At 70.3% G+C, this 14,074-nt stretch carries 16 protein-coding genes and 1 pseudogene; 6 read left to right on the plus strand and 11 right to left on the minus strand.

The features are described from left to right. Positions 1-71 precede the first annotated feature (71 nt). From ACH4S9_RS03850 to ACH4S9_RS03870, 5 genes are all read right to left on the minus strand, one after another. Positions 72-431: a DUF742 domain-containing protein gene (locus ACH4S9_RS03850; RefSeq protein ID WP_311722645.1), complete on the minus strand. Its 360-nt coding sequence runs from the start codon at positions 429-431 to the stop codon at positions 72-74. Next, complete coding sequence (locus ACH4S9_RS03855) at positions 428-874, minus strand: roadblock/LC7 domain-containing protein (RefSeq protein ID WP_311722646.1); 447 nt, start codon at positions 872-874, stop codon at positions 428-430. The genes ACH4S9_RS03850 and ACH4S9_RS03855 overlap by 4 nt, the downstream gene beginning before the upstream one ends. Then, positions 874-2,148, minus strand: a complete 1,275-nt coding sequence (locus ACH4S9_RS03860; RefSeq protein ID WP_398369618.1) for an ATP-binding protein — start codon at positions 2,146-2,148, stop codon at positions 874-876. Before ACH4S9_RS03860 ends, ACH4S9_RS03855 begins: the two co-directional genes overlap by 1 nt. A gap of 79 nt (positions 2,149-2,227) precedes the next feature. Beyond that, a complete protein-coding gene (locus ACH4S9_RS03865) occupies positions 2,228-3,550 on the minus strand; it encodes an ATP-binding protein (protein WP_398369620.1) in 1,323 nt (440 codons plus the stop codon). Between the two features lie 8 nt (positions 3,551-3,558). Next, positions 3,559-4,236 carry a response regulator transcription factor gene (locus tag ACH4S9_RS03870; protein WP_311722649.1) on the minus strand — a complete coding sequence of 226 codons (678 nt, stop codon included), beginning with the start codon at positions 4,234-4,236 and terminating at the stop codon, positions 3,559-3,561. A 136-nt stretch (positions 4,237-4,372) separates the two neighbouring features. Here ACH4S9_RS03870 and ACH4S9_RS03875 point away from each other — a divergent pair, with 136 nt between their 5' ends. The 4 genes from ACH4S9_RS03875 (at position 4,373) to ACH4S9_RS03890 (ending at position 8,214) form a co-directional block, all read left to right on the plus strand. Next, positions 4,373-4,885, plus strand: coding sequence for a hypothetical protein (locus ACH4S9_RS03875; protein WP_311722650.1), 513 nt, complete (start codon positions 4,373-4,375; stop codon positions 4,883-4,885). 226 nt (positions 4,886-5,111) lie between these two features. Then, positions 5,112-5,351: a hypothetical protein gene (locus tag ACH4S9_RS03880; RefSeq protein WP_311722651.1), complete on the plus strand. Its 240-nt coding sequence runs from the start codon at positions 5,112-5,114 to the stop codon at positions 5,349-5,351. Positions 5,352-5,391: 40 nt separating this feature from the next. Next, positions 5,392-7,224 (plus strand): stealth family protein, encoded by a 1,833-nt coding sequence (locus tag ACH4S9_RS03885; RefSeq protein ID WP_311722652.1) that lies wholly within the window; start codon positions 5,392-5,394, stop codon positions 7,222-7,224. A 207-nt stretch (positions 7,225-7,431) separates the two neighbouring features. Next, a complete protein-coding gene (locus tag ACH4S9_RS03890; protein WP_311722653.1) occupies positions 7,432-8,214 on the plus strand; it encodes a TSUP family transporter in 783 nt (260 codons plus the stop codon). 13 nt (positions 8,215-8,227) lie between these two features. Here the strand turns inward: ACH4S9_RS03890 and chvE are convergent, their stop codons facing one another. Beyond that, positions 8,228-9,427, minus strand: a complete 1,200-nt coding sequence (gene chvE / locus ACH4S9_RS03895; protein WP_394816708.1) for a multiple monosaccharide ABC transporter substrate-binding protein — start codon at positions 9,425-9,427, stop codon at positions 8,228-8,230. Between the two features lie 36 nt (positions 9,428-9,463). Continuing rightward, positions 9,464-10,282 (minus strand): annotated as a pseudogene (locus tag ACH4S9_RS03900) (serine/threonine-protein kinase); the annotation flags it as partial. Positions 10,283-10,454: 172 nt separating this feature from the next. Between ACH4S9_RS03900 and ACH4S9_RS03905 the strand changes: the two are divergent. Next, a complete protein-coding gene (locus tag ACH4S9_RS03905) occupies positions 10,455-10,991 on the plus strand; it encodes an SRPBCC family protein (RefSeq protein ID WP_311722654.1) in 537 nt (178 codons plus the stop codon). A gap of 115 nt (positions 10,992-11,106) precedes the next feature. On the opposite strand, the gene ACH4S9_RS03910 is transcribed toward ACH4S9_RS03905, so the two are convergent. Then, entirely contained in the window at positions 11,107-11,283 is a 177-nt protein-coding gene (locus ACH4S9_RS03910) for a hypothetical protein (RefSeq protein WP_311722655.1), read from the minus strand. Continuing rightward, the gene (locus tag ACH4S9_RS03915) at positions 11,280-11,831 is read right to left on the minus strand and encodes an ADP-ribosyltransferase (protein WP_311722656.1); all 552 of its coding nucleotides are present in this window, start codon (positions 11,829-11,831) and stop codon (positions 11,280-11,282) included. Before ACH4S9_RS03915 ends, ACH4S9_RS03910 begins: the two co-directional genes overlap by 4 nt. 221 nt (positions 11,832-12,052) lie before the next feature. On the opposite strand from ACH4S9_RS03915, the gene ACH4S9_RS03920 reads away from it, so the two are divergent. Continuing rightward, complete coding sequence (locus tag ACH4S9_RS03920) at positions 12,053-12,751, plus strand: TIGR04222 domain-containing membrane protein (RefSeq protein ID WP_398369625.1); 699 nt, start codon at positions 12,053-12,055, stop codon at positions 12,749-12,751. 74 nt (positions 12,752-12,825) lie between these two features. Here ACH4S9_RS03920 and ACH4S9_RS03925 read toward each other — a convergent pair whose 3' ends face one another. Then, positions 12,826-13,371 carry a TetR family transcriptional regulator gene (locus ACH4S9_RS03925; RefSeq protein WP_311722658.1) on the minus strand — a complete coding sequence of 182 codons (546 nt, stop codon included), beginning with the start codon at positions 13,369-13,371 and terminating at the stop codon, positions 12,826-12,828. Between the two features lie 14 nt (positions 13,372-13,385). Further along, positions 13,386-13,967: a sugar O-acetyltransferase gene (locus ACH4S9_RS03930; RefSeq protein ID WP_361190049.1), complete on the minus strand. Its 582-nt coding sequence runs from the start codon at positions 13,965-13,967 to the stop codon at positions 13,386-13,388. Between the last annotated feature and the right edge of the window lie 107 nt (positions 13,968-14,074).

Here is a 14,074-nt window from a genome sequence, read left to right on the forward strand (position 1 = left end):
TCACGCCGTCCGCTCCAGGCGCTCCGGCCACGCCGTCCGCTCTGGTCCCTCCGGCCGCCCCGGCCCAGACCTCAGAGCTTGCTCTCAAGCCCATCGAGCACCTTCCTCAGCAAGTCCCTATCGGCACGCTCGACGACCCGGACCGGCGGGCGCGCCACGAGGTGCCCCCAGTCGATGAGGTCGGCCAGCAGCACCTGCACCACGGCCGGCGGCTGGCCGAGGTGCGCGGCCACCTCCGCCACCGACAGCAGGCCCTGGCAGAAGTCGACGATCCGCCGGTACTCCGGCTGGAGTTCCGGCGGCGGCGCGCTCCCCGAGGCCATGACGAGCGTCTCCCAGGGCAGGTCGTCCCGTGAGGAACCGGCACGGCCACGTGTGATCACGTAGGGCCGCACGGCCGCGGTGGTCCGTTCCTCTCGGGGCTCGGTCATGACGCCGGGTTCATCGACTCCCGAGGGCGGCTCGAGAGATGGGAGCCGATCTTCGCCACCAGCAGCTGCATCTGCTGGGCCACCAGGCCGACATCCGCCTCCGGGTCGGTGGCCACTCCCAGGGACGCCCCCCGGCCGGCCGAGGTGAACAGCACGAACCCCTTGTCGGATTCGACCATCAGCTGCCGCACCCCCGCCTCGTGCCCGAACAACAGCGCCGCCGTGGACTGCCCGGTCACCGTGAGCGCCGCACAGGCGGCGGCCAGGGACTCGGCCTCCGCCACGTCCAGTAAGGGCACTTCCCCCGTCAACCCCTCGGCGGAGTCGTGCCCCATGCGCAGACCGTCCTCCGAGACGACGACGGCATGCCGCACGCCCGGGATCTGCGTCAGCGGACGCAGCATCCATCCAACGTCCGGGAGCCTGGATATGGTTCCGGCCACTACCGGCCTCCTTCTCGGTCCTGTCGGTCCTGTGGGTCCTGTCGGTCCGTGTCCGGGTCCTGCTCCGCCTCGGCGTCCTCGGCCCCGGCCTCCTCGGCCAGCTCCGCGCGCCCGCGGCGGGTGCCGGAGACGATGCTGGCGATCGAGGCGCGGGCGGCCTCGGGGGTCCAGGGGTCGTCGTCGGGCGCGGGCGCCTTGAGTTCGGGCGCCTTCGGGGCCGTACGGCGCCGGTTGCGCCGCTGCGGCAGCCCGGCCCCGCCCTCGGATCCGGGCCCGGCGGGGGCGGGCGCGGTCACGGGCTCGACGACGACCGGCTCCGCGTCCAGGACCGGCTCGGCGCCCCCGCCCAGCAGCCGGTGCGGCACGAAGACCACCGCCCGCGTCCCGCCGTACGCCGAGGCCGTCGACAGCTCCACGCCGAAGCCCAGCTCCCGCGACCAGCGCCCGACACACGCGAGGCCCAGCCGTGGCACCGCCCCGAGCTGAGCCAGGTCGAGCCCCTCCCGGAGCTGGGCGACGGCCTGTTCCAGCACATCGGGCGGCATCCCGAGCCCCGCGTCGTCGATCTCGAGCACGGCGCCCGCCGCGACCTCCCGGACGGAGACGGCGACCTGAGTGCGCGAGGGGGAGAAGACGGTGGCGTTCTCCAGCAGTTCGGCGACGGAGTGCATCAGGCCCTCGACCGCGGGCGCCACCACGTACAGCGTCTGCCCGCCGTGCACCTCCACCCGCCCGAACTCCACGATCCGCGACTGCGCGCCGCGCACACAGTCGAAGAGCGTCACCGGCCGGGTCTCGCGCCGCGCGGGCCAGATCCCGCACATCACCATCAGGGTCTGTGCCTTGCGGGTCATCTGGGCCGCGGCGTGGTCGGCCTTCATCACCTCGGCCATCACGGCCGCCTCGCTGATGCGCTGTTCGAGGCCGTCGAGGACCTGCTGCTGCACCACCGCCATGGCGTGCACATTCCTGGCCACGGACTCGAACGACGCCTGGACGGAGTCGCGCAGGTTCCGCTCCCGGCGGGCCGCCTCGTCCAACTCGACCCGCAGGGCGGCCAGCCGGGCCACCTCCTCGCCCCGCTCGGCCGCGACGGCCCGCTCCTGCTCGGCGGCGGCCCGCGCCCCGGCGGCCGCGGCCCGCTCCCGCTCCGCCGCCCCACGCTCCTCGGCGAGCGCTCTCCGCAGCTTGACGACCCACACCGCGCCCGACAGCGAGACCAGCGCCAGCACAGCGGACGCGACCACGATGACGGTCACGGTCTCCGACGGCACCTTCGTACACCTCCACCCGCGACGCGGCCAAGAACGGGCAGATACTACTGACCAACTGATCAGTTGTGTCTGGTAGTTGTCAAAGTCGCATCTCAGACGGAAGCCTCAGCCGTATCTGGGCCCCGCCCCGGGGGCTGGTCCCGATGGTCAGAGTCCCGCCGTGGGCATGGGCGATGTCCTGCGCGATCGCGAGGCCGAGACCAGTGCCGCCCTCCTGCCGGGCCCGCGCGTCGTCCAGCCGGGTGAAGCGCTCGAAGACCCGCTCGCGGTCGGCCTCGGCGATGCCGGGGCCGTCGTCGTCCACCGACAGCTCCACCATGCCGTCGCCGTGGACCCCGACACCGACCGAGACACCGACAGAGACACCGACCGTGACCGTCGTACGCGTGTGTCTGCGGGCGTTGTCGACGAGATTGGTGAGCAGCCGGGAGAGCTGTACGCGGCTGCCGTGGACGACGACGGGCGGCCCGGCGTGGCCGTCCTCGCCCGCCGCCACGACCACGCCCGGATGGCGCCGTACCTCCTCGGCCGCCAGCGCCGCGAGGTCCACCGGGGCCCGGGAAGGCGCCTCCTGCGCGTCCAGCCTGGCGAGCAGCAGCAGGTCGGAGGCGACGGCCTGGAGACGGTCGGTGTCCTGGAGGGCCTTGTGCACGACGGTCGGCCAGTCCGTGCGCGAGGGGCGGGCCAGGGCGAGTTCGAGCTGGGCGCGTACGGCCGCGATGGGGCTGCGCAGCTCGTGCGAGGCGTCCGCGACGAACTGGCGCTGCCGGGTCATGGCCCGGTGCAGCCGGTCCAGGGTGGCGTTCATGGTCCGCGCCAGCCGGAAGATCTCGTCGCGCGCCTTGGGCACCGGGACGCGGCGGTGCAGATCGCGCTCGGTGATCTCGGTGAACTCCTCCCGTATGGCGGCCACCGGGCGCAGGGCCCGGCCGACCAGCAGCCAGGTCAGGGCGGCCACGAACAGCACGAGACCGGCGGCCGCTGGGGCGACCTGGCGCAGCAGCAGCTGGGTGGCGTTGTCGAGGGCCGTGGTCGAGGGGGCGACGTCCACGCTGTACGGCGTGTGGGCCCTCGCAGGGAAGGCGGGTACGCGGAACTCCACCTTGTGGCCCAGCACAGCTTTCGCTGGACGTCCGGTGGTGATCACCCGTCCCCCCGCGTCCTTGATGGTCACCGGTTGCGGTGCGACGACCACCGCCTCGCGCCGCAGATGCCCGGACCTCACCAGTTGGTCCGCGACGCTGACTGCGGCCTGCTCGGCGTCCGCCTCCGCGCTGTCGCTCAGGTTCTGCCGTAGGACCAGCACCAGGGCCAGCATGCACAGCGCCATCGCGAGGGCGACGGTGCCGACGGCGGCCGACGTGGCCTTGGCGCGGACACTCATTCCGGTCAGCAGGCTCATGCCGTCGGTCACCCTCCGTCGCGGGCCAGCAGATATCCCGCGCCCCGTATCGTGCGGATCGCCTGTCGGCCGTACGGCACGTCGATCTTGCGGCGCAGGGTTCTGATGTAGACCTCGACGAGATTGGCCCCGCCGTCGTAGGCGGTGTCCCACACCGTGTGCACGATCTCGGTCTTGGAGACCACCTGTCCCGCGCGGCGGGCCAGGCACTCCAGCACGGCGAACTCCTTGGCCGTCAGCGTGACGCTCTCCCTCCCCCGGCTACAGGCCAGGGCCGCCGGCTCCAGCCGCAGATCACCCAGTTCCAGCACCTCGGGCCGGTCCAGGCCGCCGCGCCGCACCAGGGCCCGCACCCGCGCGATCAGGACGACGTAGGAGAACGGCTTGGTCAGGTAGTCGTCCGCGCCGACGTCGAGGCCGTCGGCCTCGTCGTATTCGCCGTCCTTGGCGGTCAGCATCAGGATCGGGGTCCAGATGCCGGCCTCCCGCAGCCGGGAGCAGACCTGATAGCCGGACAGCCCGGGCAGCATCACATCCAGCACGATCGCCGCGTACTCGGCGCCCTGGGCGAGCGCCAGGCCACTGCGCCCGTCACCGGCCGTCTCGACGGTGAAACCCTCCTGCTCCAGGCCTTCCTTGAGGAGTTCGCGGAGCCGGGCGTCGTCTTCCACCACGAGAATGCGCACGGCAGCAGCATGGCACGCGCAAGCTGAGCCTCCGCTGAAGAGCCTTCAGCGAGGACTCAGCGTCGGTACGCCACGGTGGGTGCACCGACGGATCGAGCGTCCGCCGGGCCCAACCCGCCTACGCCAGGAGACACTTGTGACTCGCTCCAGTTCCACCGCCACCAAGCGCCGGGGTGTCGCGCTCGCCGCCGCGGTCGGCGTTCTGACGCTGGGGGCCATGACCTCCGCCTCGGCCGCCGGCCCGTCGCACACCGGTTCGAAGGGGAGTTCCGTTGTGTTGAGCGCGGCCAAGGGGCCCAAGCCCTGTGTGGTCACACCCGGCAAGCCTGTCCCGGCCGGCAAGGCCGTCGAGCTCGGCAAAGCCGTCCAGAGCGCCGAGGCCACCGAGGCCACCGAGGTCGCCAAGGCCAACAAGGCGGTCAAGGCGGTCAAGGGCATCAAGATCGCCGACCTGTCCGTGGTGAAGGACGTCACCGGCAAGCCGATCCGCGCCCCGAAGTGCCCCGCTCCGGCCTTCCCGGGCAAGCCCGGCAAGCCGGGCACATGGTGCAAGGCCGTGGAGCACCAGCGCGCCGACTTGGCCCTCAAGGGGATCCCGGCCAAGAAGTGCCATGTCACTCCCGTTCCGGCGACCCCGAAGAAGCGGTAGCGCACGGCCGCGCCCCACGACGGACCGCCGGCCCCGGGAGTGGCCGACGGTCCCGGGCCTGAGTCCGTCCGGGATTCCGGGCGGCTCGTGGCCGTCCCGGGGATGGTTGAGGGTCCTGGCGCGGCCGTGTGCGGGCGTTCACGTGGTCCTGGGCCTGGTCCAGCGGTCAGCCGGTGGCGCCCGCGAACGCTTTTCCTCTCATCAGGCAAGTAACGGTGACCGGTCTGTGCGACGAAAGGTGTCCGCGGTGTTCGTCTTCCGCTACCCGATGGCCGCGCTGAGCCGTCTGACCAGCCGGGTCCGGTTCCGGACGGGGTTCCCCGCGTCGGCCGACGACGTATGCGGCGAAGCGGAGGGCCGGCCCGTCCGCCATTGCGACGACTGTGGCCGGACACGGTCGTCGGAGGCCTCGGGGGACGGCTTCCACACCTGTGTCTTCTGCGGTTCCGTCGACGTAGACGTCTGATCCGGTCCCACATGCAGATCATTTCGAGAGGTCGGGACACGTGAAGAAGCAATCTGCGCCGGATGTGGCGCCCACCGAGGATTCGCCGTGGAGCGCCCACGCGGCGGCACTCGTCCAGCGGAACCCGGAGACGTCCTGGTGGGTCGGCGTCTACCGGCGGGGCCTGCCGGTGAGGACCCGCCGGGCGCTCGCCCAGCGGTTCTCCCCCGAGGTGCGCAGACAGGTCAAGCGGCGCCTCGCCGCCGTCCCGACGCCCGCGTCCGGTATGGGCCGGGTGCGGTCTGCCCGCGAACTGCGGCGCCTGAGGGGCCTGTCGGACGCCCCGGACCGGGCCCTGCACAGCGTGCGGGGCGTCCCCAAGGTGACCCTCGTCGGTCAGGCCGTCTCGCCGTTGCAGGCGCGCGGCGACAACCTGGCCGCGGTGTGCCGGGCGCTGGACGAGGCACACGTCGACTACTTCTGTGTGCGCGGTGGCCGGGACGGCTCGGCCGTCGTCGCCACGCCCGCCGAGGACCGCCCCCGGGTCCACCAGGCCCTGGCCGAACTCTGTGAAACCCTGCCCGGCTATGTCTCCGCCATGGACCGGCGGACCCGTACGCCCCGCTCCTCCGCGCCCGGCTTCGCCCCCGCCTCGTGGCAGAAGCTCGCCACAGCGGAGGTGATCCGCATGACCTGGTACCACAGCGACCCCACCGGCCGACTGGTGCTGGGCCCCGAACACGGCTGCGACGTGGAGTTCTGGCCCGCCGACGGCGACCGGCTACTCGCGCCCCGCCCGAACCGGGTGGCCGATCAGGTGCCCCGCTCCGACGCGCCCGTGCGGATCTCCGACGCGGGATTCACCCGGCTCGCCCCCGCCACGGGCCGTCCACTGCCCGAAGTCCGCACCCGCCGGGAGTTCGCCGCGCCCCGGCCCGACGACATCCGGTTCCCCGTCGACGTGGTCTACACCTGGGTCGACGGCCAGGACCCGGCCTGGCTGCGCCGCCGGGCCGAGGCCGCCGGGACGGCATACCACGAGGAGGCCGCGAACGCGGCGCGGTTCATCAGCCGCGACGAACTGCGCTACTCGCTGCGCTCCCTGCACCAGAACGCACCATGGATCCGCAAAGTGTTCCTGGTGACCGACGACCAGATACCGTCCTGGCTGAACCTGGACGCCCCAGGGCTGCGGGTGGTCAGCCACAAGGAGATCTTCGCCGACCCGAGCGTGCTGCCGACCTTCAACTCACACGCCATCGAAAGCCAGTTGCACCGCATCGGCGGCCTGGCCGAGCACTTCCTCTACTTCAACGACGACGTCTTCCTCGGCCGGCCCGTCACACCACAGGACTTCTTCCACGCCAACGGGCTGACCAAGTTCTTCCCCTCCCCCGCGCTGATCCCGCCGGGCGAGCCGTCCAACGACGACGTGCCGGTCTCGATCGCCGGGAAGAACAACCGAACGCTGATCCAGGCCCACTTCGGCACCGTGATCACCCAGAAGATGAAACACACCCCCCACCCGCTGCGACGCAGCGTCCTGGAAGAGATCGAAACCGGCTTCGCCACCCGCCACCAGGCCACCGCCGGCAACACCTTCCGCAGCATGGACGACCTGTCCATCGCCTCATCGCTCCACCACTACTACGCCTTCCACACGGCCCGCGCGGTCCCCGGCAGCCTCCGCTACACCTACCTGGACCTGTCGCACCCGGACACCGCGACACGGCTCGCCAGGTTGCTGGCACGCCGGGATCGCCAGGTGTTCTGCCTCAACGACACCGTCTCCGGCGAGCAGGACATCGACGCACAACAGGCCCTGCTCGGCCCGTTCCTCGACGCGTACTTCCCTGTGCCCTCCCCGTACGAGAAGGGGGAGCATCGCCGGTGAGCTCCGGCAGGGCGGCACGTACCATCCCTCGCGAGCGAAGCCGGCCTCGACGCGGCGGGCACCCGCGCGGATGTGCACCTGATGTGCGACAAGTACGCCACCCACAACACTCCCGACGCTGATCCGCCGAGGCGTCCACACCTCCATCAAGGCGCTGGAGGCAGACCGCAAGATTTCTGGCGCATCACACTGGCTAGGCTCCTGACCATGCCCGACATATCGCTGGTGACGTTGCTCCTGCTCTGCCTCGCCGCGGCCGGTGCCGGCTGGATCGACGCCGTAGTGGGCGGCGGGGGCCTTCTCCTGCTGCCCGCCATGCTGGTCGGACTGCCGAACTTCCAGCCCACCTACATCCTCGGCACCAACAAGGCGATCGCCATTGTCGGGACGACCGGCGCCGCCATCACGTACACCCGCAAGACCCCGCTCGACATACGGCTCGCCGTGCGCATAGGCGCCGCCGCGGTCGCCGGCTCCCTCGCGGGCGCCTTCTTCGCCTCCGGCATCGACAGCGGTGTGCTGCGGCCGCTGATCATGGTGGTCCTGCTGGCCGTCCTCGCGTTCGTCCTCCTCCGCCCGGCCTTCGGCACCGCCCCGGCCCCCGCGGAGCCCCTGACCAGGCAGCGCGTCCTGGCCGCGATCCTCGCCATCGGCCTCGGCATCGGCTTCTACGACGGCCTGATCGGCCCCGGCACCGGCACCTTCCTCGTCATCGCCCTGGTCGCCGCGCTCCATATGAACCTGGTCACCGCCTCCGCCACGGCCAAGGTCGTCAACGTCTGCACCAACTTCGGCGCGCTGGTCACCTTCGCCGCCCAGGGCACGGTCCTGTGGCGCATGGCGGGGCTGCTCGCGCTCTTCAACCTGGGCGGCGGGATGCTGGGCGCGCGGATGGCGCTGAAGCGGGGGAGCGGGTTCGTCCGGGGGGTGCTGGTGGTCGTGGTGGTCTCGCTGGTCTGCAAGCTGGCGTACGACCAGTGGCTGGCGTGATCGGGCCGGTGCCCTACGTCAGCTCGGCTGAGGTGTAGTAGCCCTCGTCCACCAGAATCCGGGTGTTGGACTTGTCGATGCTCACCGGCGGCAGCAGGGAGGACGGGACCTCCTTCTCGTTGTTGTCATACGTCGTTGTGGTGTCGGCCTCCGGCTTGCCACCCGTCAGCATCGCGTCGCCAATCCGCACGGCGGTCTTGGCGAGCTTGCGGGTGTCCTTGTAGACGGTCTGCGTCTGCTCGCCCTCGTTGATCGACTTGACCGAGGCGAGCTCCGCGTCCTGCCCGGTGACGATCGGGTACGGCCGGTTCTTGGTGCCGTAGCCGGCGCTCTTGAACGCGGAGATGATGCCGAGGGACATGCCGTCGTACGGCGAGAGCACAGCGTCGACCCTGGCCTTGGTGTACGACTCGCTGAGCAGGTCGTCCATCCGCTTCTGGGCGGCAGCGCCGTCCCAGCGGTCGGTCGTGACCTGGTTCAGCCCGGTCTGGCCGCTGCGGACCACGATCTGGTGCTTGTCGATGTACGGCTTGAGCGCGTCCATCGCGCCGTTGAAGAAGTACCGGGTGTTCGGGTCCGTGGCCGCACCGGCGAACAGTTCGACGTTGAACGGGCCCTTCTCGCCCCTGTCGAGCCCCAGCTTGTGGACGATGTAGTCGCCCTGGAGCCGGCCGGCCTTGCGGTTGTCGAAGCTGACGTAGTAGTCGACCGCGTCGGTGTTCAGCAGCGGCAGATCGTACGCGATGACCTTGGTGCCCGCGTCCTTGGCCCGCTTCAGCACGTCGACCAGCGCGGCGCTGTCGACCGGGGCGACCACCAGCAGTTTGTGCCCCGTGACGATCATGCTGTCGATCTGTGAGACCTGCTGGTTGGCGTCCCCGTCGCCGTACTGGAGGTCGACCTTGTAGCCCTTGGCCTCGAACTGCCTCTTCATGGCGTTGCCGTCGGCCGTCCACCGCTCGGAGTCCTCGGTCGGCAGCGCCAGGCCGATCGTGCCGGCACGGGTGCCACCGCCCACCTTCTTACCGGCGGTCTTGTCATCGGATTCCCCGAACGGCCACTTCAGTACCAGGCCGGTCACGGCGAGGGCCAGAACCAAGGCGCCCGCGGCGACGAGCGCCCCTGCCCTGCGCCGGGAGCGCGACGTGGCGGTGCTGGACGGTGAGGTGACGGTGACGGTCTCGGGCAGGCGGTGAGCGGGCTGCGTGGTCATGGCCGCTGTTGGTGAACGGAGCGAAGCCAGGGCCGCCGGGACGGTCGGACGCCGGTCCGGGTCCTTCTCCAGGAGGTTCGTGATGAGCGGCGCGAGCGGTCCGGCTCGCCGGAGCGGTGGCGCCTGGTCGAACAGGACGGCGGTCAGCGATCCGGTGGGGGTGTCGCGGCGGAACGGCGAGACGCCCTCGACGGCCTGGTACAGCGTCACCCCGAGGGAGAACAGGTCGCTGGCGGCCAGCCCGTCGGTACCACGCACCCGTTCGGGGGCCATGTACTCCACCGAGCCGATGACCGCCCCCGTGGCGGTCAGGGCGGTGTCGGAATGGTGGACCGCGATCCCGAAATCGGCGAGCAGGACCTTGCCGTCCTCAGCCATCATGACGTTGGCCGGCTTGACGTCGCGATGCACGATCCCCGCGTCGTGTGCCGCGCCGAGCGCGTGCAGCAGCCGCTCGGCGACCTCCGTGGCCTCCTCCGCCGACAGCGGTCCGTGCTCGGCGAGACGCTTCTCCAGCGAGCAGCCGTCGACCAGTTGCATCACGATCCAGGGGCGGTCGTCCTCGATGACGACATCGTGGACCGCGACGATGTTCGGGTGGTCGCGCAGCCGGGCGGCGTTGCGCGCCTCACGCTCGGCGCGCGCCAGCCGTTCGGCCTGCTCTGTCTCGGGCACTGCCTGGAGCAGCCACAGCTCCTTGACCGCCACGTCGATGCGCAGGGTCTCGTCATGAGCCTTCCAGACCCGCCCGAATCCTCCTGAGCCAAGGTCGGAGACCAGCCGGTAGCGGCCCCCGATCAGCTGGCCCGGTTGCGCGCTCCGTGTCACGGCCACCCCCCGTTTGGTCCAAACCACGGTCCAGGACGAGGAGACCTCCAGTTGGCTGTCGTACAGGCCCTGGGCTCAGGCACTTTACTCGCCGTTGGGCATCACGCGCGGTGCTACGCCGTCGGGACGCGCCCGGCGTCGGCTCGGCGTTGTCCCGCGACCGCGATGAGTTTCCGGCGCCCGGCCGGTCTACCCAGGCATGGACAAAGACTACGGAGTCACGGGCGCCCACACCGAGGTCGAACTCCTCGTCGACCTGACCGTCGACGAGCTCTGGCCCGCGATCACGGACCTCTCGCGCTACGGCGACTGGAGCCCTGAGTGCACCCACGCGGCCTGGCTGGACGGCTGGACAGAACCGGCGGTCGGCGCGCGGTACGAGGCCCGTAACCGGTTCCCGAACGGCCTGGTCACGCAGGTGCTGTGCGTGGTCACCGCCGCCCAACCGCCGTACTCGTTCGGCTGGGACGTGTACGGCGGCGCCCCGGAAACCCATGAGCCGTTCGCCACCTGGCGCTACGACCTGCGCCCCGCTGTGCGGCCCGAGCAGACCGTGGTCCGCCAGTCGTTCACGCACGGCCCGGGCGACAGCGGGGCCCGCGCGGCCGTACGGGCCGACCCGGCCAACGCCGCGGCGATCCTTCAGGGACGGCTGGACCAGCTGCGCCGCAACATGAAGCTGACGATCGGGGCGATGATCTGCGATGCGGCCAGGGGGCGCCCGGAGCTGGAATAGCCCCGCAGGCTCTCGGGCGCCGTAGGTGGGCGCCCGAGAGTGGCTTCGTGGATGTATGTGTTGCGCGAAGATGCGGCTCTCGCAGCGAGGCCGGCTCCGCGATCAGGAAACATCATCAGGCTGCGGAGCCAGACTTCTGCTTCCGCCGCTTGAGGAAAAGTTCGTAGGGGGAGGGCGGAATGTATTCGCCGAGCGCGTCCATTGCTTCGACGCGCCGCTGGACCGCGTCTTCGTAGGTCTCATTCTCGATCAGGTTGAACTTCGGTTCGTCGTCACGCATATCAGGTGTCACGACGCGCCTCCTGAGCCGGGCCTGATGAACACTGTCAAAGACCACATCCGTAGGCGTTCATCGTAGCGCGATGACAGGATCGAGTAACTCAGACCGCGCCCCAGCAGCAACTCGTTCTCCGTGGTGACCTGGGTGAGCGAGCGAACCGGCAGGGCGGGCGTGCCCGGCGGCACAGTGACCTGGAGGACGACGGGCTCTTGCGGCTTGATCGTGAACGGTGGGGTGCGTCCGACCTCCGTGGAGAGATAACCGTGCTCCACGACCTCGCGTCCTATTAGCTCCGGAACCGCGGATGCCTTCTCCAAACCAAAGGCGTCCGCGCCGACAATCCGGCAGACGCGCGCGTTCTCAGACAGCCGATATTTGTGCAGTGCGGAGTCCATGAGTGCTACCAGCTCTGTGATCTCGGGGTCTGGCGGCAGGCCCGATCGCAGGGGTCCATTGATCATCCCGTGGTGGCCTCCTGTATAGAAGCCGATAGCGCCGCGCTCCTCTCTGGTGAGTCTGTCGAGTGATTGATGCACGTACAGGTGTGTTGGATCATGCACACCCGTAGCTTGGACGCGACTTGGCAGAGGAGTGGTGCCGATGATCGAAGACAACTGGATCGAGTGATGGCCCGTTGCGGTGCGGAAGCGGCCGACGTGATGGGCCGCGTGCGGGCGGCAACCTCAAGTCTTCCTCTGGAATGGCGCCGTCCCCGGTTCACGGGCCACCGGCCGGACATACTGGCGGTAAAGGAATGGACGGGGTGGACGGGGGCATTCCTGTGCGGACGATATTCCGGCGCCGCGAATCGGCGGCGCCGCTGACACTGGACATCTACGACATCGCTTACCTGGCGGGCGGGCCACGGCGGGTGGCCCGGACCGCTCTCATTCAGCTGCGCGAGCGCGGTGCGATCAAGTTCATCTTCTCCAGGATGCGGGCCCTCAGGGCCGTGGATCCGGCCGACCACGCGGTCGAGCGCGCGATCATCAAGAAGTGCCACCCGGCGGGGGCGTACGCGTTCTCCGCGGTCGAGAAGGTTCGTGGTGGCCCCGAGATGAAGAAGATCGGGCGACGGCTCGCCTCGTACGGCCTGCTCAGCCGCTCCAGGCAGCACCTCACGCCCGCGGGTGAACGGGAGTTGGAGGCGGCCAGGCAGGAGGGGCTGCTTCCCGCGTATGTCTTCGACGGACTCGCCGCCGTTGAGGACGAGCGCCTGCGCAAGGCCGTCTGGAAGGCGACGCCGTATCGGGACGACTTGGGCGCAAGCCTGGTTCGTATGGGCGAGGCGATCGAGGACGCCGACGAATACGACCGCGAGCTGGCCTCCGCCTCGGATGCCGCCTCCGCCTCGGATGCCGCCTCTGCCTCGGACTCGGGCTCGGGCTCGGACTCGGGCTCGGGCTCGGACTGGGGGTCGCACTCCTATGGCGGCCACGCCTCCTGCGGCGGCGGTGGCGGTGGGGGCGGCGGCGACTGACGGGGGTCGCCGCAGTGTGCCTGCGGGGACCCGGTGTCAGGGCCGCGTCCCCGCAGGCCGTTTGAGGACCGCGTCTAGGCGGTGGTGGTGATGCGCCTGACGGCTTCGCTCGTGAGCTTTCGGTCGTGCGGTGTGGTGTCGAGGGCGCGGTGGAGGGCGAGTCCCTCGATGAGTGCGTCGAGCTGGCGGGCCGTTTCCGCGTCGAAGTGGCGTTCCAGCAGTTGCCGGCTGCGGAGCATCCACTTCCGTGTCAGCTCCCGGTACTCCGGGTGCCGGGCCGCGAGGGTGTAGAGCTCGTGGGTGAGGATCAGGTCCTGCTGCGGTCCGTCGGAGAGTTCGTGGATGAGGTCGGTGACCGCTTCGCGCGCCTGGTCGGGGCTCTTGGCCGCGTTCAGGCGCTCCTCGAAGATGGCGGCGACGTGGTCGGCGAAGCGGGTGAACGCTTCGCGGAGTAGTTCGTCGATGCCTTTGAAGTGGTAGGTCATCGAGCCCAGCGGCACACCGGCGCGGGCGGCGATCTTCCGGTGGGAGACGCCGGCGACGCCTTCGTCGGCGATGTGGTTCAGGGTGGCGGTGAGGATGCGCTCGCGGCGCTGCGGGTCGGTGTGTCCGGTGGCCATCGGAGCAGGCGCTCTCAGAGATCTCGGACGGGCCGGGCGGGGCTGCCGACGGCGACGACGTTCGCGGGGATGTCCTTGGTGACGACCGATCCGGCGCCGATGACGCTGTTGTCGCCGATGCTCACCCCGGGGCAGACGATGACGCCGCCGCCGAGCCAGACGTTGTTTCCGACAGTGATGGGGAGCGCGGCCTCCAGCTTGTCGCGCCGGGGCTGCGGCTCCAGGGGGTGGGTGGGGGTGAGGAGCTGGACGTTGGGGCCGATCTGGCAGTCCTCGCCGATGGTGATCGCCGCCACGTCGAGTGCGGTCAGGTTGTAGTTGACGAAGGTCCGTGCCCCGATGGAGATGTTGCTGCCGTAGTCCACGTACAGCGGCGGCCGCACCTCGATCTCCTCGCCCGCGCAGCCGAGCAGCTCGTCGAGGAGCGACCGGGCGGCGGCGCGGTCGTCCAGGAACGTGGCCTGGTAGCGCGCGGCGAGCCGCATGGCGCGCTGCTGCCTGTCCGCGATCTCGGGATCGTCAGCGATGTAGAGATCACCCGCGAGCATGCGCTCCAGACTCGTGCGCGGGTCGTCAGCAAAGTAGTCCACCGTCATGCGTACGATCGTACGCCCCAGAAGGTACGTTCGTACACTCTGGGGTATGAGACGGCGACACGCCCGACGTCCATGGCGTGTCGCCGTCTCATATCCACCACAAACAC

This window comes from Streptomyces sp. NPDC021225 (assembly GCF_044332865.1).
GTDB lineage: Bacteria > Actinomycetota > Actinomycetes > Streptomycetales > Streptomycetaceae > Streptomyces.

What these genes read in the sequence shown, in the direction of transcription:
- ACH4S9_RS03850 (WP_311722645.1), bottom strand. Translation starts at nt 431, where the DNA reads ATGACCGAGCCCCGAGAGGAACGGACCACCGCGGCCGTGCGGCCCTAC.
- ACH4S9_RS03890 (WP_311722653.1), top strand. Translation starts at nt 7,432, where the DNA reads ATGCCCGACATATCGCTGGTGACGTTGCTCCTGCTCTGCCTCGCCGCG.
- ACH4S9_RS03865 (WP_398369620.1), bottom strand. Translation starts at nt 3,550, where the DNA reads ATGAGCCTGCTGACCGGAATGAGTGTCCGCGCCAAGGCCACGTCGGCC.
- ACH4S9_RS03925 (WP_311722658.1), bottom strand. Translation starts at nt 13,371, where the DNA reads ATGGCCACCGGACACACCGACCCGCAGCGCCGCGAGCGCATCCTCACC.
- chvE (WP_394816708.1), bottom strand. Translation starts at nt 9,427, where the DNA reads ATGACCACGCAGCCCGCTCACCGCCTGCCCGAGACCGTCACCGTCACC.
- ACH4S9_RS03930 (WP_361190049.1), bottom strand. Translation starts at nt 13,967, where the DNA reads ATGACGGTGGACTACTTTGCTGACGACCCGCGCACGAGTCTGGAGCGC.
- ACH4S9_RS03905 (WP_311722654.1), top strand. Translation starts at nt 10,455, where the DNA reads ATGGACAAAGACTACGGAGTCACGGGCGCCCACACCGAGGTCGAACTC.